This window comes from Occallatibacter sp. FHG110214_02, assembly GCF_059115385.1.
This window is the reverse complement of record NZ_JBZYWK010000001.1, coordinates 269,198-288,732: the sequence shown is the minus strand read 5'-3', so window position 1 is coordinate 288,732 and position 19,535 is coordinate 269,198. Positions and strand designations below refer to the sequence as shown.

The following is a 19,535-nucleotide window of genomic DNA, read 5'->3' as shown; positions in this document are numbered from 1 at the left end:
CCTATAACTCCGGCTTGTCTAAGCCCAACTCGATGGCTCTAGTGAACATCAGGCAGAAGGCTCCAGATGGCGGGGTCTTCGGTGCCGAGCATCCATGAGCAGAAGCCTTGCAAGCCACGCTGCTTTACAAGCTCGTAGCGGTCCTGGAAGGTGCGTTGGTCAGTGTAGAAAATCCATTCGCGCATCTGGTCGCGATAGAAGTAGAAGAACGCGGTGTGATCGAAGTCATCCCATTGCGGCTTGGCGTTGAACTCGGCGGCAAGGCGCAGAACTTCTGAGGTGCTGATGTAATCCGCGCTGGGGCTGGGGCGCTCGGTGCCATCTTTATCCACGGTGGGCGCGTTGGTGTACCAGTGGTAGCCGTAGAGCGGGATGCCGAGGGAGAGCTTGTCTTTGGGCACGACCTTGAGCGCGTAGTCGAGGTTTTCGACGGTCCACTGCCAGCCTGCTACGGGACCGGGCTCGGTCCAGCGCGTGTTCTGGTCGTAAGTCATGAGGCAGAGCAGGTCTACGTACTTGGCTAGCGTTGCAATGTCATAGGCTCCGCGCCAGTCGGTAAATATCCACTTGGAGAATCCGCCGGTGCCGGGATAGCCGGGTGCGTTGGGCACGGTGGCGATGGTGATTTTGAGGCCCGCGGCGTGCAGACGCTCGGCGGACTCGTGCACGAGGTTGTTCAGGTTTGTTTTGTCGAGATAGTCCACGTTCTCAAGATCAAGCTGGAAGCCGGTGTAGCCGTGCAACTTGCACTCGCGGATCATGGCGTCGTTCATCTGCTTTTGTGCTTCGATGCTGGTGGCCAGCTCGTGAAACTTCTTCTTGTTAAAGAGGGCGATGATGGGCATTACGGGCACGTTTTTTTCATGCGCCTTTGCCATTACGGTTGCGTTGGGAATGCCTGTTACGAGGCCGTTTTCATCCACGCTGTACCAGGCGGGGACGAGCACATCAATTTTTGCGGCGTGGTCGAGGAAGGACTGGACCGAGTTTGCGTCGTTCGTCATGTAGAACATGGCCGAGGGCTTGGCGTATGCACTACTACAGGCAAGAAACAGGACAAAGACGGACAAGAGGCGACGCATTATTTACCACCTTGAAAGTGAGAGCACTGGAAAAAGGACAGACTTCGGCGGGCTCTGTGTATTGGCAGAATATCTTGCGGCATGGGCTTGTGTCTCTCAATGCTGCAGGGCGCCGGTTGCGAGGAACTGCCGCACACGGGCGGAGACTGCCGCGGCGTCGCAGCTCATGATGATGTGCGCGCAGCTTCCGTGCGAGATGTAGGTTGGCGCGTGGAGCGCGGCGGCCCAGTCGAGCGCGGGACCAGGGTTGACGAGGTGGTCTTCCGCGCTAACGATGACGAGGAAGTGCGCGGATGTGGATTGCGCGGCTTCAGCGAGTGTGCGCTTGCCGATTACGTCATGGCGGATAATCGCTTTGACTTGTGCGATGCGGTCGTTGGCATCGATGGGCTGCGGAGCTTCCGTGACGCGAAGGAACTCTTCAAAGTTATCGCGGGTTGTTTGCGCGTTGCGGTACTCGGGTGTGGTGACGGTGAGCGAGCCGAAGAGATTAGCTAATTTGAGCGCGGGCTGTTTGGTGTAGTGGCCGCCGTTGAAGTCGGGGTCGGCGTACATTGTTTCCAACTGAATTTGCTTGACCTGCAGGTCGTAGGGGGTGGGGCGCGGGGTGCCTAGTATTGGCACGGCGAGGTCAAAGAAGGTGGGATAGGCTACGGACCAGACAAAGGTCTGCTCGCCGCCCATGGAAAGGCCTATGACGGCATGGAGATGCTTGAGGCCGAGGATTTCGGTTACCAGGCGGTACTCAGCATTGACCATATCGCGTGTTGTGATTGCGGGGAAGTCCGGGCCGTGCTGTGTTTCGCTATTGGATGGCGAGGAGGAGACGCCGTTTGCGAGGGAATCTACGGCTATGCCGAAGAACTTGCCTGTGTCTACGAGATGCGAAGGGGAGCTGCCGTCACCGAAGAGGGCTACGAGGTCGCTGCTTTTGCCGTAGAGCCATGTGGGCATGAGCACGGCGTTGTCGCGTGCGGCATTGAGATGGCCGAAGGTGCGGTAGCCTACGCGGCAATGCTCAAGCACTGCTCCGCTTTCGAGTTTGCAAGCGCCGAGGTCGGCAATCTTTTGCGCGCCTTCTGATTGGGCGGGGAGATGCGGAGCGGCTGTGAGCGCGAGCGCGGCGGCAAGAAGCAATAGGTGTTTCATGCGGGATGGCCTTCTTATTTTTGAAGCAGCGAGCCACGCGAGACTATTTTGTGCGTGACGTAGTTGTATGGGGCTACGGGCTGGCCTTTGAGCAGGTCCAGCGCGATGTGCATGAGCGACGGGCCGTAGGTGGCTGTCTCGTGCGAGATGGTGCCGATGAGCGGCGAGTCGGCGCGGTCCATTTCTGTGACTGCTTCATGGATGCAGTCCTGGCCGACGATGGCGACATGGCGTGTGCGCTTGCGCTCGCGTGCAGCGGCTACTGCGCCGAGGGCGCTTGAGTCGGTTGCTGCAGCTATGAGGATGTGTTTTTCCTTTGGATGCTTGTCGAGGAAGTCGCCGACGGCTTTCTGGCTGGCTTCAAGCTGGCCGCGGCCATCGATGCGGAGGTAATTTTCGGCAGGCAGTGTGGGGATGGCGGCGCGGATGGCTTCAAATGCGCCGGAGACACGGCCCTGCACTAGCGTGCCCGCTCCGGGAAGGTCGAGGCCAAGCATCCAGTCCGCTTGATTGTCCCAGTGCGCTTTGGCGTGCGCGGCGAGTAGTTCTCCTGCATCGACGCCTACGCGGTAGTTGTCTACGCCAAAGAAGATGGCGTTGGGGTGCGGGATATCGATGGCGATGAGAGGAATGTGCGCGGCGGCGGCGCGGTCGCCGATGACGGGTGCAACCTCATGCACTACGTTGAACTCAAAGATGAGGTCTACGCCGCCGCGGATGAGTTCTTCTGCGTTGTGAATGGCGACGGCGCCGTCGTATTGATTGTCGAGGATTGTGAGCTCGACGCCTACTGCAAGGGCCGCGTCTGACAGGCTGCGCGAAACTTCATTGGAGAATGGCATCTCCGTGCTTTGGCCGGCGAAGCCGAAGCGCATCTTGGGGCGGCGGAGGATGTGGCGGTAGGTGCCTTCCGGGGTCTGCACCAAGTAGCCGCGATGCACGAAGGTTTTGAGCACGCGGTAGACGGTGGTCTTGGATACGCGCGTGCGCTGGTGAATGGCTTCGAGCGTCAACGGGCGGTTTTCATTCTGCAGCAGCTCCAGAATGTCGAGCGCCTTGGAGAGAACAGGGATTAGATAGAGGTTTTTCTTGCGAGCCAAGACTTGTGCTCCTGATTTTCAGTCCTAAGCTTACCGAAGAAACCTTATTTCTGTAATGGAATTTTGCGGCAAGGCTAAGAAAAATCAAGGATAAGCGCTTATGTAAGCTCGGGGGAGAGCTGGGCGGCCCATCGCGCTACGCTGTCTGCGGAGGCGTTGCCTTCTGTAGCAGCCGACTGTACGGCGAAGTTGCCTACTGTGGAGCTTTCTACTGCTCCACGAGAGACGGGCAGCCCGGTTGCCTGCGCGGTGAGCTGGTTGAGCAGTTCATTTTGCGAGCCTCCGCCTACGATGTAGATGCGCTCCAGCTTTTTGCCCGTGATTTGTTCGATAGCGTGGAGCACCTGGGCATAGCGTGCGGCCAGCGAGTCGAGAATCAGGCGGGTCAGTTGTGGTTCCTCGTTGATGGGCAAGAGGCCGCGCTGGGTGCGTTGGGCATTGATGCGGGCGGGCATGTCGCCGGGGAGCGCGAGAGCGGGGTCTTCGATGTCGAGGAGCTCGTTTGGCGCGTGTGCTGGCGCGATGCGGGCCTGCTCGACGAGCCAGGCTACGTCGGGCTGGTTCCATGCGTCCATGCACTGCTTGAGCAGCCACATGCCGGGGATGCCTTTGTGGAAGAGGGTGCGGCCACCGGCTGCGCCGAGGTTGGTGAAGTTTTCGCGTGTAGCGTCTGCGGTGTTGCAGGGCTGCGCTAAAACTGCGCCGACGAGCGACCATGTGCCAGAGCTGATGTAGGCCCAGTTTTCGCCTTCAGCAGGGATGCCTGCGACGGCGCTGGCGGTGTCATGGCAGCAGGGGGCGATGAGCTTGACACCGCGAAGGCGGGCAATGCTGCCGCGATATTCGCCTATCTCCGTGCCGGGCTCGACGATGCGAGGCGCATGGCAGAGCTCTGCGCCGACTGCTTTAAGGATTTCTTCGCTCCAGTCGCCGTTGAGTGCGACGACGCCGGTGTGTGTGACGTTGGTTCGCTCGGCTACGGGCTCGCCGCCCCAGTGATGCAGCAAGTATTCGGGCAGGTTGAGCCAGCAGGATTGCGGAGTGCCGCTTAGCGTGTCGGCATGAAGCTGGTAGACGGTGTTGAGTGACTGTACCTGGATGCCTGTGAGTTCTCGCAGGCGTTCGGATGAGATGCGGTTGTGGAGTGATTCAAGCGCTGCAGCATTGCGTGGGTCGCGGTAGCAGAAGGGGTCCTCGATTGCACTTCCGTCTGGGTGAAGGCGGACATAATCGACGGCCCAGCCATCGACGGCGATGGAACGTACACCTTCTTCCGCAATGGCTGCACACTGGCGAAGGCCTTCGTTTACGCCCAGGAGGATGCGGTCGAGAGGCCACCGCAAGCCGTCGGGACGTTGTTCTGGCCCGTTGGCAAAGCGGTGGATTAGCTCGATGTGCGCGCGCCCATGCCTCCAGCTCAGCATGGAGACACGGCAGCTTTCAGCACCGAGGTCAACTGCAATGAGCGCGCGCTTGTCTTGTTGCGGAGAAACTGGCATTAGCGGAGGTATGCCTCTACGAGTCCGCCGTCAACGGGGATCATGTGGCCTGTGGTTACAGGGGTTTTGGGGCCGGCGAGGAATAGGATGGCTTCCGCGCAGTCCTTGGGATCAATGGGAACGTGCGTGAGCGTGCGCTTGGCGTAGAAAGCGGCCAGCTTGTTGCGCAGCTCATCGTCAGTCTCCGCGTCGGTGAAGGCGATTTCGTACTTGGCGAGCGAGGCTTTTACGCGGTCGCGGGGGAACATTGTCGAACCCTTGACGACCGTTGCCGGGGCGATGCCGTTGACGCGCACGGGGGCCAGGCCTACAGCGAGCTCGCGTACGAGGTGGCTGAGGGCGGCTTTTGATACGTCGTAGGCTTCGCTGCCCTTCTTGGCTACTACGGCATTGGCGGAGCTTGTGAGAACTACGGATCCGCCGATGCTTTGTGACTTGAAGAGCTTGGAGGCTTCGTCGGCCAGCTTGTAGTTGGCGGTTACGTTGATTTCAAGCGTGGTGGCCCAGAGCGCGTCGTTGATGATGCCGTCGGGCGAGGATGGAAAGATGGCTGCGGTGTTGATGAGCAGGTCCACTCCGCCGAAGGCGTTCACGGTGGCATCGAGGGCTGACTGGATGGTCTCTCGCCTGGTGATGTCGATGGCCGTGGAGGTGACCATCTCTTTACCGGCAATCTTTTTGCACTCTTCGGCTACGCGCTCAGCGGCTGCGGCGTCACGGTCGGCGACGACGATGGCTGCGCCGCGCTCGGCGGCAAGGAGGGCTACTTCGCGGCCAATTCCGCTGCCTCCGCCAACGACGAGAGCGATCCGGCGGCTCAGCTCTTTCTCGGGGGGCTGGCGGCGGATTTTTGCTTCTTCGAGGGCCCAGTATTCGATGCGGAAGGCTTCACTGGGCGGCATGGCTACGTAGTTTGCGTAGACGGTGAACTGGTCTGCACTGGCTGCGGGGCCGGCTTGCGGAACATTCTTTACGTCTGCCGCGCCGGCGAGTGAGCCTGCGCCCTGCATGACGTGAATGGCGTTGGTGTAGAACTCGCCGGTGAGACGGGCTTCGGTTTTGTTTTTGCCGAAGGTGAACATGCCGATGCCGGGAATGAGTACGACGGTCGGGCTGGCGTCACGCAGGGCGGGCGAATCGGGCTGGGCGTGCTTCTTGTAGTATTCGGCGTACTCGCGGCGGTAGGTTTCGAGCGCGGCGTCAATCAGGCCGGGGAGTTCCTTGGCGTCACCCGCTGGGTTCCAGTCGATGAACATGGGACGGATCTTGGTGCGGATGAAGTGGTCGGGGCAGCTTGTGCCGAGGTACGCCAGATCCTTTGCCTGCACACTGTTTACGAAGTTGAGTGCGTCGTCATGGCTGACGTAGTTGCCGATCCAGCGCTGTTTGCGGCTGACTGCTCCGCGCAGTGCGGAGAAGACCTGCGTGGCTACCTGCTCGCGGTCGGTGGGGGTGGTGTATTTCTGGCCGCCAAAATGGGGCTTGCCTAGCTGTCTGTCGTGCTTGTCGATGAACTGGCCGATCTGGTCGATGATGGTGATGGTGTTCAGGTAGCACTCGCGCTGGGTGTTGCCCCAGGTGAAGAGGCCGTGGCCGCCGAGGACGATGCCGTCGCAGCCGGACGCGGCTTCTACGGCGCGCTTCATCATCATGGCCAGCTCAAAGCCGGGGCGCTGCCATGGGAGCCAGACCAGCTTGTGGCCGAACTCGGCGTTGAACTCTTCCATACGCTGGAGGCCGTTGGAAGATGCGGCGAGGGCGATGCCCCAGTCGGGATGGAGATGGTCTACGTGCGGGAAAGGCAGGAAGCCGTGGAGCGGTGTGTCGATGGATGCGGCGACGGGATTGGCTCCGAAGGTGATCTGCGGGTAGAGCGCGACCATTTCATCTTCGCGCTCAACGCCGGGGTAGATTTTTTCGGTGGCGTGCAGGCGGTCGAGATAGAGCGTGGCGAAACCGGAGCGTTTGATGGAGCCGAGGTCGCCACCGCTCCCCTTCACCCAGAGGACTTGCTTCGGCGTGCCATCGATGGGGTCGGGCTGCTCCAGCTTTGAGCTGGTGTTGCCGCCGCCGAAGTTAGTGATGCGGAGGTCTGAGCCGAGTAAGTTGGAGCGATAGCGCAAAAGTTCCGGGCCGTCGAGGGTTCCGGCCAGCTTTTCATCCCACTTGTCTTCAAGAAAACGCAGCGTTGCCGCCATAATCCTCACTTCCATTTCTATGTTGCTGAATTTTGTTGTTGCCGGGTTTATGCGTAGCTCGCTACTGAACCGGCGTTGCGGGCGCTGCGCTCACGCGCTGCCTCTTCCACGTAGCCGCTGCGGTAGAGCTCGGCCAGCGGGTCTGCGGGGAGTTTCTTTGATTCGCGCCACTCGCGTACAAGTGGTTTTACGTCGGTGAAGAAGGCGCCGCGGAAGAGCTCTTCGGCTGCAACTAAGTCGCATGCGTCCTGGAGGGCGGCGAGTTGTTCCTGATCCACTAGCGCGGCTTTAGCGTAGATTTCCTGCGCGGTAGCTACGGTTTGCACCATGGCTTCGAGCTTGCCTTTGAGGTTGTGGCTCTGGTCGATCATGAAGGCTACGTTGTTGGCCGCACCGGATTTGTCGAGCACGATTTCATTGAAGATGCGGAAGACCTGATAGGGATCGATGGAGCCGATGGTCAGGTCGTCGTCGGCGTACTTGCGGTCGTTGAAGTGGAAGCCGCCCAGCATGTCGAGATGCAGGAGCCATGCGACGATTTGCTCGATGTTCTGGCCCTGATAGTGGTGGCCGGTATCGACGAGGACCTTGGCTTGCGGGCCGGCTTTGTAGGCCAGTGCGAGGGCCATGCCCCAGTCGCCAATATCGGTGTGGTAGAAGTACGGCTCGAAGGGCTTGTACTCGATGAGGATGCGCTGGTTGGGCTTGAGCGCGGCGTGGACGGTGCTAAGTGCTTCTTCTGTCCACTGGATGCGGCGGCGGATGCTTTGCGTGCCGGGGTAGCTGGAGCCGTCGGAGTCCCAGATGGAGATGTCGTTGGAGCCGAGCTCGGTGGCGATCTCTACGGAGTCGAGCAGGTGCGCGAGGGCTTTACGACGAATCTCCGCGTCAGGGTTGGCGATGGAGCCGAACTTGTACTCCTGTTCCTGGAAGAGATTGGGGTTGATGGAGCCGGCGCGCACGTTGTGTTGCTTTTCAAGCTTCTGGATTGCGGCGGCATCTTTGACGCCGTTGGGCAGGTCCCAGAGGACATGCAGAGCGACTGTGGGCGCAGCTCCGGTGAGACGGTTGACCTCGCCTGCGTCGGCGAACTTTTCTTCGAGGTTTGTAGCAGCGGCTGCCTGCACAAATTTTCCAAAGCGAGTGCCGGTGTTAGCAAAGCCCCAGGACGGGATCTCGATGCGAAAGGCGTCGAGGGCGGCAAAGATGCGCTCGCGCTGGCTCATATTCCACCTCAGAAATAACGTACCTATTGAAACTCTATCAAACTATCGTGCTGGAAATAGGGATGTCAATCCAGATTTCCGGCTGGAAGCTACTCCCTGACCAGTAGTACATCCACAAAACGCGGGCCGTGCACGCCCTTGATGCGCGTCATTTCTATGTCTGCTGTGGCAGAGGGGCCGCTGAAGAAGGTTGTCGGCAGGTTGTGCGTTGCGTCGAGCCGGCGCATGCCTTCTACTACTGTCTCCACTACGTCGCGCTCGCGAACGATGCAGAGGTGGTAGTCCGGCACGAGCGTGATGGCGCGGCGGCCCTGGCCGGGGACGTTTTGCACAACGATGGTTCCGGTTTCGGCGATTGCGAAGGCGGAGGCGGTCATTACTCCGCTGAAGGTATCGAGCATGATGGGGTCGAAGTCTGCATCCTGCACGAACTCTGCTCCGGTTTGCCATTCGCCTGGCAGGCCCTGCGGGGTGATGACGCGGCGGATGTTGCGCTCGGCTAGTAGCTGCGCTACTTTTGCCGGAATTTCCGGCTCGGTGACGCGATAGACATGCGCATCGTAATCGACAAGCCGCTCTTCGAGCAGGTCGAGAATCTGCGCGTGGCTTAGTTGCGCGGATTGCTGGTAGGTCCGCTCGATTTGTGCGTAGCTGGCGCTGGCATCGGTGGTGCTGCCCGTGTTGGTGTTGCGGATGCGTTCCAGAATTGTTTCCCTTGCCGTTGTCATACGCGCCTCTTCTCCCACCACTCGCGGAAGCTCTCGCTGGGCATTGCCTGCAGGTCGCGCGTTGCGGTCCATCCGCCGAAGATGCCGGGGAGCCAGTTAACCCAGCCTTGCGGCTCTGTTTTTTGCTGGCCTACGATTTCCAATTCCTTCTTGACGAGCGGCTTTTCGACCATGCGGCCTAGCCGCTGGGCGGCGCGGAATTTCTTTTCGGAGAGAAAGACTTTTGCGGCGGCTTTCATGGCCAGCGCTTCCGGAGCGTACCAGCCTTTTTGCTCTACGACCTTGTTGCGGAGGTGAATCAGCACTTCGGGGATGTTGATTTTTACCGGGCAGACTTCATAGCAGGCTCCGCAGAGGGAGGAAGCGTAGGGGAGCGACTGTCCGTGTTTCATCTCCATTAGCTGTGGCGTGAGAATTGCGCCGATGGGGCCTGCGTAGACGCTGCCGTAGGCGTGGCCTCCGGTCTGGCGATAGACGGGGCAGGCGTTCTGGCAGGCTCCGCAGCGGATGCACTGGAGGGTCTGGCGGCCTTCTTCGTCGGCCAACACTTCGGTACGTGCGTTGTCGAGCAGGACTACGTGCATGTTGCGGGGGCCGTCGCCGGGGGTTACGCCGGTCCAGATGGAGTTGTAGGGGTTCATGCGTTCGCCAGTGGCGGAGCGGGCCAGTACCTGCAGGAAGACTTCGAGGTCTGTGAAGCGTGGGATTACTTTTTCTACGCCGACGACGGAGATTAGCGTTTCCGGCAGGGTGAGGCACATGCGACCGTTGCCTTCACTCTCCACGATGCAGACGCCGCCTGTTTCCGCGATGAGGAAGTTGGCGCCGCTTATGCCTGTTTTTACTCGCAGGAACTTTTCACGCAGAAAACGACGCGCGGCTTCTGCGAGATCCTGCGGGGTGTCGCCTATCTCCGGCAGGTTCATTTCGCGCTTGAAGATTTCGCGAATCTGCGTGCGGTTTTTGTGCAGCGCGGGGACTACGATGTGCGATGGCTGATCGTGGCCTAGCTGGATAATCAGCTCGGCGAGGTCTGTCTCATAGGCGTGAATGCCGGCGGCTTCGAGGGCGTCGTTGAGATGAATTTCTTCCGTCGTCATCGATTTGATTTTGATGATTTCGGAGGCGTTGGCCTGTTGCGCCAGGCCAATCACAATCTCCTGTGCTTCCTGAGCATTGCGTGCCCAGTGCACGTGGCCGCCAGCGGCGGTGAAGTTGCGCTCGAACTCTTCGAGATATATGTCGAGATGCTTGAGGACATGAGCGCGAATCTGGCGTGCGCTCTCGCGGAGCTGCTGCCAGTCGGTCTTTTCTTCGACGAGCTTGCGGCGCTTGCCCTGGATGGTGTCCGTGGCGCGACGAACGTTGGCGCGTAACTGCTCTTCGCGCAGAAGTACCTTGGCGGCTTTCGGGAACGAAGGGGCAGTGCGCGGATCGAGTCTTGTTTCAACAGCGGTGCTCATTGTGCCTCCCGCAGGTCTGCTTGTAGCGCGGGTTCGCCGGCTAGAATCTCTGCGATGTGGCGCGTGCGCACGCCGGTTTTGCCGCGGTGCAGTGCTCCATAAATGTGCATGAGGCAGGAGTTGTCGCAGGCTGTGCATTCTTCCGCACCTGTGGCCAATACGGATTGGACTTTTTCCGCGAGCATTGCGCCGGAGACATCGGCATTCTTGATGGCGAAGGTGCCGCCGAAGCCGCAGCACTGTTGTGGCCTGTCGATTTTGCGGAGGTCGATGCCGCGAACGGCTCGCAGCAGGGATTCGGGGCCGCCGCCGAGTTCCAGCGAGCGGAGGCCGTGGCAGCTTGCATGGTAGGTTACGCGATGTGGGTAGTAGGCTCCTACATCGGTTACGCCTAGCTTCTTTGTCAGGAACTCCGTGAATTCCCATACCCGCGGCAAGAGCGCGGCTACGCGTTCGGGAAGCGACTTGTCGCCGCCTTCGCTGGCAATGCGCTCGGCCATGATGGGGTAATGCTCGCGCATCATGGCGATGCAGGAGGAGGACGGCGAAACGACGGCTTCCGCGTGCTCAAACTGATCGAGAAAGCGCGGAAGGAGCGGCAGCGCTTCGCGCTGGTAGCCGGTGTTCCAGTGCATCTGGCCGCAGCAGGTTTGCCCGGCGGGGAATTCCACCGCGTGCCCAAGGCGCTCGATCACCTGGACAACGGCCTTGCCTGTTGCGGGGAAAAGTGTGTCGTTATAACAAGTTATGAAGAGTGCGACGCGCACGGAATTTCCCTCTCGTTATTCAATAGCAAATTTATTCCTCATGTGCAATGACGGTCGGCTACAATGGCTCGCAACTGATTTTCTTGCTGGAGCACACGCCTGCATGGGGGCCAACCCGTTTCTTGGAGTCATTTATCACTGGATCGGCGGTTTCGCCTGTGCCACAAACTTTATTCCCTTCCGCGGCATACGGCAATGGTCATGGGAGATTTATTGGCTCATCCAGGGTGTGGCCGCGTGGATTGTTGCTCCACCGCTGATTGCTTCCCTCTTTGTTCCGCATCTGTTCTCCATTCTTGCCGCGACGCCGCATGAAACGATTGCTCACATTATCTTCTGGGGCGTTCTTTGGGGGTTCGGCGGCATTACGTTTGGCCTGTCCATTCGCTATCTTGGGCTTTCGCTTGGCTATGCCATTTCACTTGGGTTCTGCACGGCATTTGGCACAGTTCTGCCGCCGATCATGCACGGGCAGTTCGGCTCCATTGTTGCAGATCGCTCGGGGCAGGTGGTTCTGCTGGGCGTGGGGGTGTGCCTGCTGGCGATTGCCGTCAATGGAGCGGCGGGCTACTTCAAGGAGCATGAGATATCCAAGGCGGACATGGCTGAGGCTGGCGAGCGCGACTACAACTGGGCGCGCGGGCTGGCTGTTGCCGTATTTGCCGGAATTATGAGCAGCTTTTTCGCGGTAGGGCTGGATGCGGGCAAGCCGATTGCCGACATGACTCGCGAAAGCCTGGTTGCGGAAGGGCATTTGCCGCTTTGGCAGAACTTGCCTGTGCTGATTGTGGTGCTGTGGGGCGGGTTTGTTACCAATCTTGTCTGGTCGTCGATTCTTATTTTGCGCAACCGCTCGGGTGCGGAGTTTCTTGGGAGCCCGGGGCGCAATCCTCTGCGCGCTACGCATGGCAGCGGCTACACGCAGCAGGATCTTGACCCGACAGACCCGTCGCACTTCCGGCTTTCGACGGGCACGCTGGTTGCGAACTATCTCTTTGCGGCGCTTGCCGGGGCTATCTGGTACTTTCAGTTCTTTTTCTACTCGATGGGCCAGACAAAGATGGGGCGGCTGGAGTTTTCCTCGTGGACGCTGCATATGGCTTCGATCATCCTCTTCGCGACGCTGTGGGGGCTTGTGCTGAAGGAATGGAAGGGCACAACGATGCGCACCAAGGCGCTGGTGACTGCGGGTGTGCTGCTACTGCTTGGCTCTACGGTTGTGGTTGGTGCGGGCAATTACTTAAAGGTGCAGGAAGCGCCTGCTACGCAGGCTGATGCGCAGTGATTCTGGCGATCCATTGGCCGCGCAAGATTTGCTAGCTGATAAAAACTAACGCGCCACTTGCTGCGGGGATATGGATTCGCACGGAATCGCCGCGTATCTCCAGCTTCTCTACATCTCGCGGAGCCCATGTTGCCTGCACATCGTTAATCCCTGAGCCAGCCAGCGTTACGGCTTCAGTTGCGTCCAGTGATGGGGCAGATAATCTCCATGCCGTGGCGGAATGCGCTTTCTGCGGAGCATGAATTACAAGGTCGAGCGCGGTTGCCTCGTCTTTATTGAAGATTGCGACCTTTGTTTCTTTGCCGTGCCGGGCAGCGTAGGCTGTGGCATTGGCGCTGCCGGCTTGCAAATCGGTTTTCAGCAGCGCACCGCCAGCTAGCTGGTTTGCGGTCATCATGCCGTAGAAGATTGGCATTGCAGTGACTTGCCTGTCAGGCTCTGTGTCGATTGGCGTGTAGTAGCCGCCTTTTTTCCATTGCGGCTTTTTTGCTACCTCATAACCCGGTGCGTGGTCGCCGAGGCTTGCATTCAAAAACCCTGCGAGGCCGCCGTGGAAGTTCACGCCTATGCAGCCGTTCGTGGCGAGATTCAACATGTAGTCGCCTGCCCATAGCGCTGAGGCAAAGGCATCGCTCATGCCCGGCTTGCCGCCACGATAGCAGGAGTTGCCTTCCGTCATGCGATAGGCGAGCCCGCGCGGTTTGGCTACAGCTTCAATCTTCTGCATGTCCGCTGCAACCTTTGGAACGGGACGCAGCAGGCGCTCGATGGTTACGCTTGGATCGTTTGGCGGGCCCATGACATAGTAGTGTCCGCTCAGTGAGACGAGCTTGCCCGGCAGCAGCGACGGCACGCGCTCGCCAAAGCGCACTACCCAGTCTGACGAGCCTGCTACGTCCGGGCCGCCGAATTTTGCCTGCGGGACTTTCGCAAGCACAGCTTTCGCCATCTCCACCCACTCGCGCACATAGTCGTCAAAGTCCCAGCCGGGTGGGCGTGTGCCGTTTGTCGGCGTGCGGTAGAGATCCGGCTCATTGCCTATCTGGAAGTATTCGAGCTTGTCTCCTAGCTTTGAGTAGACGTATGCTGCTTCGACTGCTGCGCGCTCTGGCGTGTTGTTTCCGAAGTTGATGCCGTAGATTATGCGCCAGCCGGTCTCGTGGAGAAACTCCGCCAGATTATCAATGGCCTGCGGCGTGATTTTGAAGAGGCGATGCGGCATCCAGTTGGCGCTGATGTCGCCCGGCGGCACGCGCAGCTTGATGGCGGACGTGGAAGCATCCGCTGCAAACCAACAGAACTCGCTTGAGTTGCCGCCGATGCGCAGTACGCCATGCGGGCTTAGCAACTTGCAGTGCGCAATGAGTGCCTTGTGCGCGGCGGAGAAAAATTCCGGCTCGCTTAGCTGCGCCAATTCATAGCTCAGGCCTGTATAGGTGAGCGGAATCTGCCCCAGCGACGCGTCTTCTGACAGGCGCAGTTCGGCGGGTGCATCGGCTGCGTTCGAAATTCCGGAACAGGCCGCGATGGCCGCGGCGGCGCTGGTACGAATCAGAAAAGAGCGGCGATCCATCGTTATCCTCGTAATTGCCACTGCCCAACATGTTCGACAGGAATTGTAACGGGTTTGAGCGGGACTGATGGAATCCGCCACTGATTGCTACGGCGCGGGGTGGCTTGCTTTGGCAATGCGCGAACGGGGCTGGGCACTGAGCGTTTCCTCGTCCGGCGTGTAGCAGGGCTTTATGGTGCAGGGCTTTTCGTTTGTTTTGGTGGCGCCTACGAAGTTGTGGTTGAAATCAGCGGTTCCGGGGACGAGATAAAACGTTACCGTCTGGCCTTCGATGTAGTCTTGCGTGGTTGGCAGGATGCGCGATGAATCAACGTGGTAGTAGGTGGTGATGTACCACTTGGTATTGATGGCGCGATAGGCGGCGAGGTCCTCGAAACGGACATCGCGACCAGATGGATCTTCCGTGTCACGCTCCATGCCGTTCTTATTGGTCTCGGCGTCATGCACTATATCTGCCTGACCAACTAGAACCAGCTTCTTATCCGGCGATTGCTTCAGCCGCTTTACGGCTTCTTCTATCACAGGCACAGCGCTGTCTTCTACACGTGCCGGGCGAACCTTGTCTTTGTCAAAAACTATGGAGCCAATCTTTTCTACGCCATTCGGCAGCGGCGTGGATTGGCTGTGCGCCATCGCTGACGGAATAACGAGCACGGCGATAACAGCCGCGCTCCTACTGTATTTTCTTGCTGCGTGCATACGAGTTTGCATAGTCCCTTTCGCGTGCTATGGACTCTCTGTCTTAATCAATTCCGGTGGATGTGGTGGCGGGATGGTCCTTGGTTGGCGGGGGAGGAAGAGGCGCAAGCTTTTCATAGCCGCGCTGGCCGTCCGCACCAATGAGACCGGGGCCGGGCTGCAGATGAGGCGCATCCACATTGTCTTCGGCGCAGGAGTATTCCTTTACTTCATCGCCGGGTTTGCCCAACAGCCACGTGCGCTGATAATGAACGGGCCTGGTGTAGTACTTCGGGTCGATAACATCCATCTCTACGTGAATGTGGCCGGGGTCGGGACGTGTCCAGCGCTCAATTACATGTGCCTGGTCGCTGTGCGGGTCGGCATTTTCGTCTGCCCAGGTGCGCTTGTCTTTGAAGGCAATCGAATCGATGACGAAGGTGTCGCCATCCCAATTGCCAATCTCTTCGCCGAAGAAAGATGGGTCTGGGTCCTCCGCGTGTTTGCGACCGTCAAAGGGAACAAGACGATAGGTTGTGTACCAGTAGAGAAAGGCCAGGTGGTCAGAACCCTGCAGAAGTTGGAAAGGCAGGCCGCTGGCGTTATGGCGTGGAAGACCGCCGACGATGCAGAGCGCTTCGGGATCGACGGTATGCTCTACGTTGTACTTGTGCGCGGCTTCGCCTTCCGGCGTGAAAGGCAGTTTGTATCCGGGCAAATCTTTACCGAGATTGCCGACCGGCCTGTCTTTGCGCGAGGGAATCCAGTAGCCGGATAAATCGGGATGACCGTTGATGCGCGGCGCGGGGCCTTTGGGCAGGTCGGCCTCATTGCGCGCAAACGGAGAGTCTCCGCCGCGACCGGATATGTCACGCGGTGGCGGTTCTTTGCCGTGCTGTGCCCTGTCGAGAGCCCACTCGTTGCCCTGTCCCTGAGGTTGGGTCGGAGCCTGTGCGGGCAGCGACCCCGCTACCAATACAGACAAGAAAAATACTGGAACGAGATGTCTGAATCGCATGCAGGAGTTCTCCTTTGGAAGCGCAGCAAAGAGAAGCAGATGGAAACGATTCAGCGATTCCGCGGCGGCTCAACGTGCTTACGCTCAGATGAGATTCTGATTTGAGAGGAAATTGGGAAGAGCAATCCGGCAGTCTTAAACGCAGGCTCGCAAGGTACTCAACTCAGGCGGCGAGTACAACAACATGCGGCGGTACAGATGCTGGATTGATGCATGGGCATACCATAGACCATGTTTCCAGCGTGGTCAAGCGTTTTGGTTTTGCTTGACATTCCAAAGCCGCGGCCATAAAGTGCATCGTATGCTTACTCGTGCATGGACGTATTGTTGTTGCCCTTCCGCTCTTGCGGGAACGGGCCGCGATTCGTCGCGCGATGTGGCCAGAGTTGAATCTCTTCCGCTTATTTGTATTTGACGCCGGTTGAGCAAGCGCTATCGCCAGAATTCATCAAGCCCAGTCAAGCCCGCTCTCTGCATGCGGGCTTTTTATTTTTTGCGGCATGTGGTTTTGCAAGCTGGATTTCCGCACCAAATTTTCGAGGAAAGGTAACACCATGAAACGAGTCTTTGCATCCCTGCTTGCCGGCGCTCTTGTCCTGTCTGCCGCGCCAGCTTTTGCGCATCACTCCTTTGCTGCCGAGTTTGACGCGAACAAGCCTGTGCGCCTTGTCGGCAAGCTTACCCGCGTTGAGTGGACCAATCCGCACTCGTACTTTTACGTGGATATCGTCAATCCAAAAACGGGCTCGACGGAGACATGGGGTTGCGAGGGCGCTGGACCCGGCGCGCTTTCACGACGCGGATGGAAGAAGGGCGATCTGAAGATTGGCGACCAGGTTGTTGTGGACGGCTATCGCGCGAAAGATGGTTCGCACCTCATCGATGCGCGGCGCGTGACACTGCCGGATGGCCGCTCGATTTATGGCGGATCGCCGGGCGATGGCGGGCCGGGCGACAATGGCACGGATCAGGGCGCGCTACCAGGCGCAGGAACAAAGAAGAATTAGCCAATGCTCTTTCTGCAACATTTTTGCCAGCTACTTTATGACTCGCGAATTGGAACGGCGATTCGCGAGTCCGACTATGCTTTCCCGATTATCGAATCGGTTCACGTGCTTGCTATTACGCTGCTTGCAGGAACTGTTGCCGTGCTTGATCTGCGCATGCTGGGCGTGATTCTGCGCAAGATTTCAGTGAGGCGGATTGCCAGCGCGGTGCTGCCGGTTACGTGGGTGGGGTTCGGTGTGTTGTTTGCCAGCGGCTTTCTGTTGTTCTGGTCAGAGGCGGCAAAGAACTATATGAATCCGGCATTTCGCACCAAGCTTGTGCTGCTGATTCTTGCGGGGCTCAATCCGCTTATCTTTCACACGGGAATTTATCGCCGTGCTGAGGAGTGGGAGCTTGCTGAAGTAGCTCCGTGGCGGGCTCGCATTGCCGCTCTTGCATCGCTCACGCTTTGGAGCGGTGTTATTGTGGCCGGACGTTTTATTGCGTATTTCTAAACGGCGAACAAAACCTTTGTTGTAGCGGGAGAACAGAAGTAAGAATGCATCCCTTGTTTGTTGCGCTTGGCCATTCCGCGCTTGGCCGTTACATGCAAACCTCGGTATGGGCCTTTGCGGTTACGGAGGCAATTCACCTGCTTGCGCTGGCGGTGCTTGGCGGGTCCGTGCTCATTCTCGATTTGCGTTTGCTTGGCGTGATTTTTCGCAAGGAGCCGGCACGCGTGCTTGGCCGGGATATTGGCAGGCTTCTGCTGGGCAGCCTTGTTGTGCTGATTCTGACGGGGATTGCCCTGCTTTCGGAAGAGGCGCTGAAGTGCTATTTCAGTCCGGCGTTTCGGTGGAAGATGGCGCTGCTTACGGCGGCGATTCTGTTCTACTTCACGCTGCACAGACGTGCGCTGATCCAGGCTGACCAGCGCGCGCTTACTCCGTGGTCGAGAATTGTGGCGGTAATTTCGATGGTGATGTGGCTAGGAGTTGGCGTTGCGGGAAGGGCTATTGGGTTTCTGTAGATCCCATACCGTGTTCATGGAATGCTTCATGCCAAAGCGCGTTTTCAGTGTAAGAACACTGGAAACGCGCTTTGAATGACAACCGTCAGGATTTTGTTGATTCGGTTTGCCGGAAGTTCTCTTGCTTAGGAAAGAGCCCAGCCGGAACGGTCCTGGCGTTGAATAAACTGCGCAGCCTCCGGGCAATTTTTCGCGACCATCTTCGGTCCGTCCCACTCTATCTTCTGTCCAGCGCGTAGAGATACGCAGCCGAGCAGCATGATTTCCGTGAGGCGGGCGGCGACGTCAAAGCGCGAGTAGCATTGCTCCGGCTTGTTTGCCTTTACTGCAGTAAGCCATTCCTGCGCGTGGGCAAGTACGCTGTTTTTGCTGTACGTGTTGCGCGGAATGCGGATTGGGTACTGCGCCATGGCAGGGTGCTTGAGGTAGTGAACGTACTTCGCGTCGCCCTTCAGCTTGATGAAGAAGCTGGTTCCGTAATCGTCCGGCGAGAAGACGCTGCCTTCCTCACCAATCAGCAAACAGCCGCTCTTGGGAATCTCGCCTAGCAGGGCAACGATGTCGGCAGTGAGCTCGACGGGCGGCTTGTTGCTGAAGTCGTGGCCGTCTCTCTCTGAGGGATCGGGCTGGCCGCCGTCGTACCACCATAGCGTGACGGGGTCGTGCTCAACCTTTCTGTAATGGTGGAAGAAGCTTGGATGCTCGAGAGGAATGCGGCCTGTACGCTTGGGGAACTCAAAGCGGATTTTGGAGCCTACGGGGTATGACTCCTTGTTCATGTGGCCGAAGGGCATGGCTTCGATTTCCGTGGGGTAATCGAGGTCCAAGGAGCGGAACGGCAAGTTGACTGTGTGACAGGCCATGTCGCCGAGCGCGCCGGTGCCAAAATCCTGCCAGCCACGCCAGTTGAACGGCTCGTAAATTCCATACCGGGCGTCTGGCTTAGAGCTGGCTTTATATGGCCGCACCGGGGCCGGCCCAAGCCAGATGTCCCATTCCAGTGTTGCGGGAACCGGGTCTTCTCCGACGGGGCGGTCCATGGCCTGTGGCCAAACGGGACGATTCGTCCAGACGTGAACCTGATGCACCTGACCGATGAGGCCGTCCTGAATTGTTTCGACTCCACGGCGTAGGCCGTCGGCTGCACTGCCCTGGTTGCCCATCTGCGTGACGAGCTTTTTCTCGTGTGCCATCTTGCGCAGGTAACGCGCTTCATAGATGGTCTGCGTCAGCGGCTTCTGCACGAATACATGCTTGTTTCTCTTCATTGCCGCAGACGCCACGATGGCATGCATGTGATCCGGCGTTGAGACCGTCACCGCATCAATCTGGTTACCCATCTGGTCCAGCATCTGGCGGTAATCTTTGTAGAACTTTGCACTGGGATATTTTTGTGTCTGGGTGGTGTAGGCCTCAGAGCCTGAATCCACGTCGCACAACGCGACGATGTTCTCACCAGCACAAGCGTCCGTGTCGCTACGGCCCTTGCCTCCGATTCCGACACAGGCGATGTTTAACTTGCTGTTAAGATTTTGAGCACGCAAGAGCGCCGGAACCCCAAACGTGAGCGCTCCAGCGGCCAGAGAACTTGTTTTGATAAATTCACGGCGATCAACCTGCAAGTTCGAGGCAGTTTCAGAGACTTTCTGCGAGAGGATTTTTTGGGATGGTTTCGGCATGCGCAACAGCATACACTCGCAGGGGCTACAGTGAGCAAGATTCCCATGGTATGGCCTCTATTTTGCGCCCTTT

17 protein-coding genes are annotated in these 19,535 nt (G+C 58.7%); 4 read left to right on the top strand and 13 right to left on the bottom strand.

Features of this window, described 5'->3' with window-relative positions; genetic code table 11:
• Positions 1-38 precede the first annotated feature (38 nt).
• From AC5S3R_RS01180 to AC5S3R_RS01140, 9 genes are all read right to left on the bottom strand, one after another.
• A complete protein-coding gene (locus AC5S3R_RS01180; RefSeq protein ID WP_494264776.1) occupies positions 39-1,082 on the bottom strand; it encodes a glycosyl hydrolase family 18 protein in 1,044 nt (347 codons plus the stop codon).
• A gap of 96 nt (positions 1,083-1,178) precedes the next feature.
• Positions 1,179-2,231: an alpha/beta fold hydrolase gene (locus tag AC5S3R_RS01175; RefSeq protein WP_494264775.1), complete on the bottom strand. Its 1,053-nt coding sequence runs from the start codon at positions 2,229-2,231 to the stop codon at positions 1,179-1,181.
• A 14-nt stretch (positions 2,232-2,245) separates the two neighbouring features.
• Positions 2,246-3,331, bottom strand: coding sequence for a sugar ABC transporter substrate-binding protein (locus AC5S3R_RS01170; RefSeq protein ID WP_494264774.1), 1,086 nt, complete (start codon positions 3,329-3,331; stop codon positions 2,246-2,248).
• Positions 3,332-3,429: 98 nt separating this feature from the next.
• On the bottom strand, positions 3,430-4,830 hold the full coding sequence (locus AC5S3R_RS01165; protein WP_494264773.1) for a rhamnulokinase: 1,401 nt from the start codon (positions 4,828-4,830) through the stop codon (positions 3,430-3,432).
• Positions 4,830-7,028 (bottom strand): bifunctional rhamnulose-1-phosphate aldolase/short-chain dehydrogenase, encoded by a 2,199-nt coding sequence (locus tag AC5S3R_RS01160; protein WP_494264772.1) that lies wholly within the window; start codon positions 7,026-7,028, stop codon positions 4,830-4,832. The genes AC5S3R_RS01165 and AC5S3R_RS01160 overlap by 1 nt, the downstream gene beginning before the upstream one ends.
• 47 nt (positions 7,029-7,075) lie before the next feature.
• On the bottom strand, positions 7,076-8,254 hold the full coding sequence (locus AC5S3R_RS01155) for a sugar isomerase (RefSeq protein ID WP_494264771.1): 1,179 nt from the start codon (positions 8,252-8,254) through the stop codon (positions 7,076-7,078).
• 89 nt (positions 8,255-8,343) lie between these two features.
• Positions 8,344-8,982, bottom strand: a complete 639-nt coding sequence (locus AC5S3R_RS01150; protein ID WP_494264770.1) for a LutC/YkgG family protein — start codon at positions 8,980-8,982, stop codon at positions 8,344-8,346.
• Entirely contained in the window at positions 8,979-10,445 is a 1,467-nt protein-coding gene (locus tag AC5S3R_RS01145; protein ID WP_494264769.1) for a LutB/LldF family L-lactate oxidation iron-sulfur protein, read from the bottom strand. Before AC5S3R_RS01145 ends, AC5S3R_RS01150 begins: the two co-directional genes overlap by 4 nt.
• A complete protein-coding gene (locus AC5S3R_RS01140; RefSeq protein ID WP_494264768.1) occupies positions 10,442-11,212 on the bottom strand; it encodes a (Fe-S)-binding protein in 771 nt (256 codons plus the stop codon). Before AC5S3R_RS01140 ends, AC5S3R_RS01145 begins: the two co-directional genes overlap by 4 nt.
• A gap of 103 nt (positions 11,213-11,315) precedes the next feature.
• Between AC5S3R_RS01140 and AC5S3R_RS01135 the strand changes: the two genes are divergently transcribed.
• A complete protein-coding gene (locus tag AC5S3R_RS01135) occupies positions 11,316-12,497 on the top strand; it encodes an L-rhamnose/proton symporter RhaT (RefSeq protein ID WP_494264767.1) in 1,182 nt (393 codons plus the stop codon).
• Between the two features lie 31 nt (positions 12,498-12,528).
• On the opposite strand, the gene AC5S3R_RS01130 is transcribed toward AC5S3R_RS01135, so the two are convergent.
• The 3 genes from AC5S3R_RS01130 to AC5S3R_RS01120 form a co-directional block, all read right to left on the bottom strand.
• Complete coding sequence (locus AC5S3R_RS01130) at positions 12,529-14,070, bottom strand: glycosyl hydrolase family 79 C-terminal domain-containing protein (RefSeq protein WP_494264766.1); 1,542 nt, start codon at positions 14,068-14,070, stop codon at positions 12,529-12,531.
• 87 nt (positions 14,071-14,157) lie between these two features.
• Entirely contained in the window at positions 14,158-14,769 is a 612-nt protein-coding gene (locus tag AC5S3R_RS01125) for a hypothetical protein (protein ID WP_494264765.1), read from the bottom strand.
• A 43-nt stretch (positions 14,770-14,812) separates the two neighbouring features.
• Positions 14,813-15,766 carry a hypothetical protein gene (locus AC5S3R_RS01120; RefSeq protein ID WP_494264764.1) on the bottom strand — a complete coding sequence of 318 codons (954 nt, stop codon included), beginning with the start codon at positions 15,764-15,766 and terminating at the stop codon, positions 14,813-14,815.
• Between the two features lie 554 nt (positions 15,767-16,320).
• Between AC5S3R_RS01120 and AC5S3R_RS01115 the strand changes: the two genes are divergently transcribed.
• From AC5S3R_RS01115 to AC5S3R_RS01105, 3 genes are read left to right on the top strand one after another with little or no spacing between them, the layout of a single operon-like run.
• On the top strand, positions 16,321-16,773 hold the full coding sequence (locus AC5S3R_RS01115) for a DUF6152 family protein (protein ID WP_494264763.1): 453 nt from the start codon (positions 16,321-16,323) through the stop codon (positions 16,771-16,773).
• A gap of 3 nt (positions 16,774-16,776) precedes the next feature.
• A complete protein-coding gene (locus AC5S3R_RS01110; RefSeq protein WP_494264762.1) occupies positions 16,777-17,268 on the top strand; it encodes a DUF6644 family protein in 492 nt (163 codons plus the stop codon).
• 44 nt (positions 17,269-17,312) lie between these two features.
• Entirely contained in the window at positions 17,313-17,783 is a 471-nt protein-coding gene (locus AC5S3R_RS01105; RefSeq protein ID WP_494264761.1) for a DUF6644 family protein, read from the top strand.
• Between the two features lie 125 nt (positions 17,784-17,908).
• Here the strand turns inward: AC5S3R_RS01105 and AC5S3R_RS01100 are convergent, their stop codons facing one another.
• Complete coding sequence (locus AC5S3R_RS01100) at positions 17,909-19,462, bottom strand: Gfo/Idh/MocA family protein (RefSeq protein ID WP_494264760.1); 1,554 nt, start codon at positions 19,460-19,462, stop codon at positions 17,909-17,911.
• Positions 19,463-19,535: the final 73 nt, after the last annotated feature.

Bases quoted from the DNA above. Each gene is read 5' to 3' on its own strand.
- AC5S3R_RS01180 (WP_494264776.1), bottom strand. From the start codon at position 1,082: ATGCGTCGCCTCTTGTCCGTCTTTGTCCTGTTTCTTGCCTGTAGTAGT.
- AC5S3R_RS01175 (WP_494264775.1), bottom strand. From the start codon at position 2,231: ATGAAACACCTATTGCTTCTTGCCGCCGCGCTCGCGCTCACAGCCGCT.
- AC5S3R_RS01165 (WP_494264773.1), bottom strand. From the start codon at position 4,830: ATGCCAGTTTCTCCGCAACAAGACAAGCGCGCGCTCATTGCAGTTGAC.
- AC5S3R_RS01160 (WP_494264772.1), bottom strand. From the start codon at position 7,028: ATGGCGGCAACGCTGCGTTTTCTTGAAGACAAGTGGGATGAAAAGCTG.
- AC5S3R_RS01155 (WP_494264771.1), bottom strand. From the start codon at position 8,254: ATGAGCCAGCGCGAGCGCATCTTTGCCGCCCTCGACGCCTTTCGCATC.
- AC5S3R_RS01150 (WP_494264770.1), bottom strand. From the start codon at position 8,982: ATGACAACGGCAAGGGAAACAATTCTGGAACGCATCCGCAACACCAAC.
- AC5S3R_RS01145 (WP_494264769.1), bottom strand. From the start codon at position 10,445: ATGAGCACCGCTGTTGAAACAAGACTCGATCCGCGCACTGCCCCTTCG.
- AC5S3R_RS01135 (WP_494264767.1), top strand. From the start codon at position 11,316: ATGGGGGCCAACCCGTTTCTTGGAGTCATTTATCACTGGATCGGCGGT.
- AC5S3R_RS01130 (WP_494264766.1), bottom strand. From the start codon at position 14,070: ATGGATCGCCGCTCTTTTCTGATTCGTACCAGCGCCGCCGCGGCCATC.
- AC5S3R_RS01125 (WP_494264765.1), bottom strand. From the start codon at position 14,769: ATGCACGCAGCAAGAAAATACAGTAGGAGCGCGGCTGTTATCGCCGTG.
- AC5S3R_RS01120 (WP_494264764.1), bottom strand. From the start codon at position 15,766: ATGCGATTCAGACATCTCGTTCCAGTATTTTTCTTGTCTGTATTGGTA.
- AC5S3R_RS01115 (WP_494264763.1), top strand. From the start codon at position 16,321: ATGAAACGAGTCTTTGCATCCCTGCTTGCCGGCGCTCTTGTCCTGTCT.
- AC5S3R_RS01110 (WP_494264762.1), top strand. From the start codon at position 16,777: ATGCTCTTTCTGCAACATTTTTGCCAGCTACTTTATGACTCGCGAATT.
- AC5S3R_RS01105 (WP_494264761.1), top strand. From the start codon at position 17,313: ATGCATCCCTTGTTTGTTGCGCTTGGCCATTCCGCGCTTGGCCGTTAC.
- AC5S3R_RS01100 (WP_494264760.1), bottom strand. From the start codon at position 19,462: ATGCCGAAACCATCCCAAAAAATCCTCTCGCAGAAAGTCTCTGAAACT.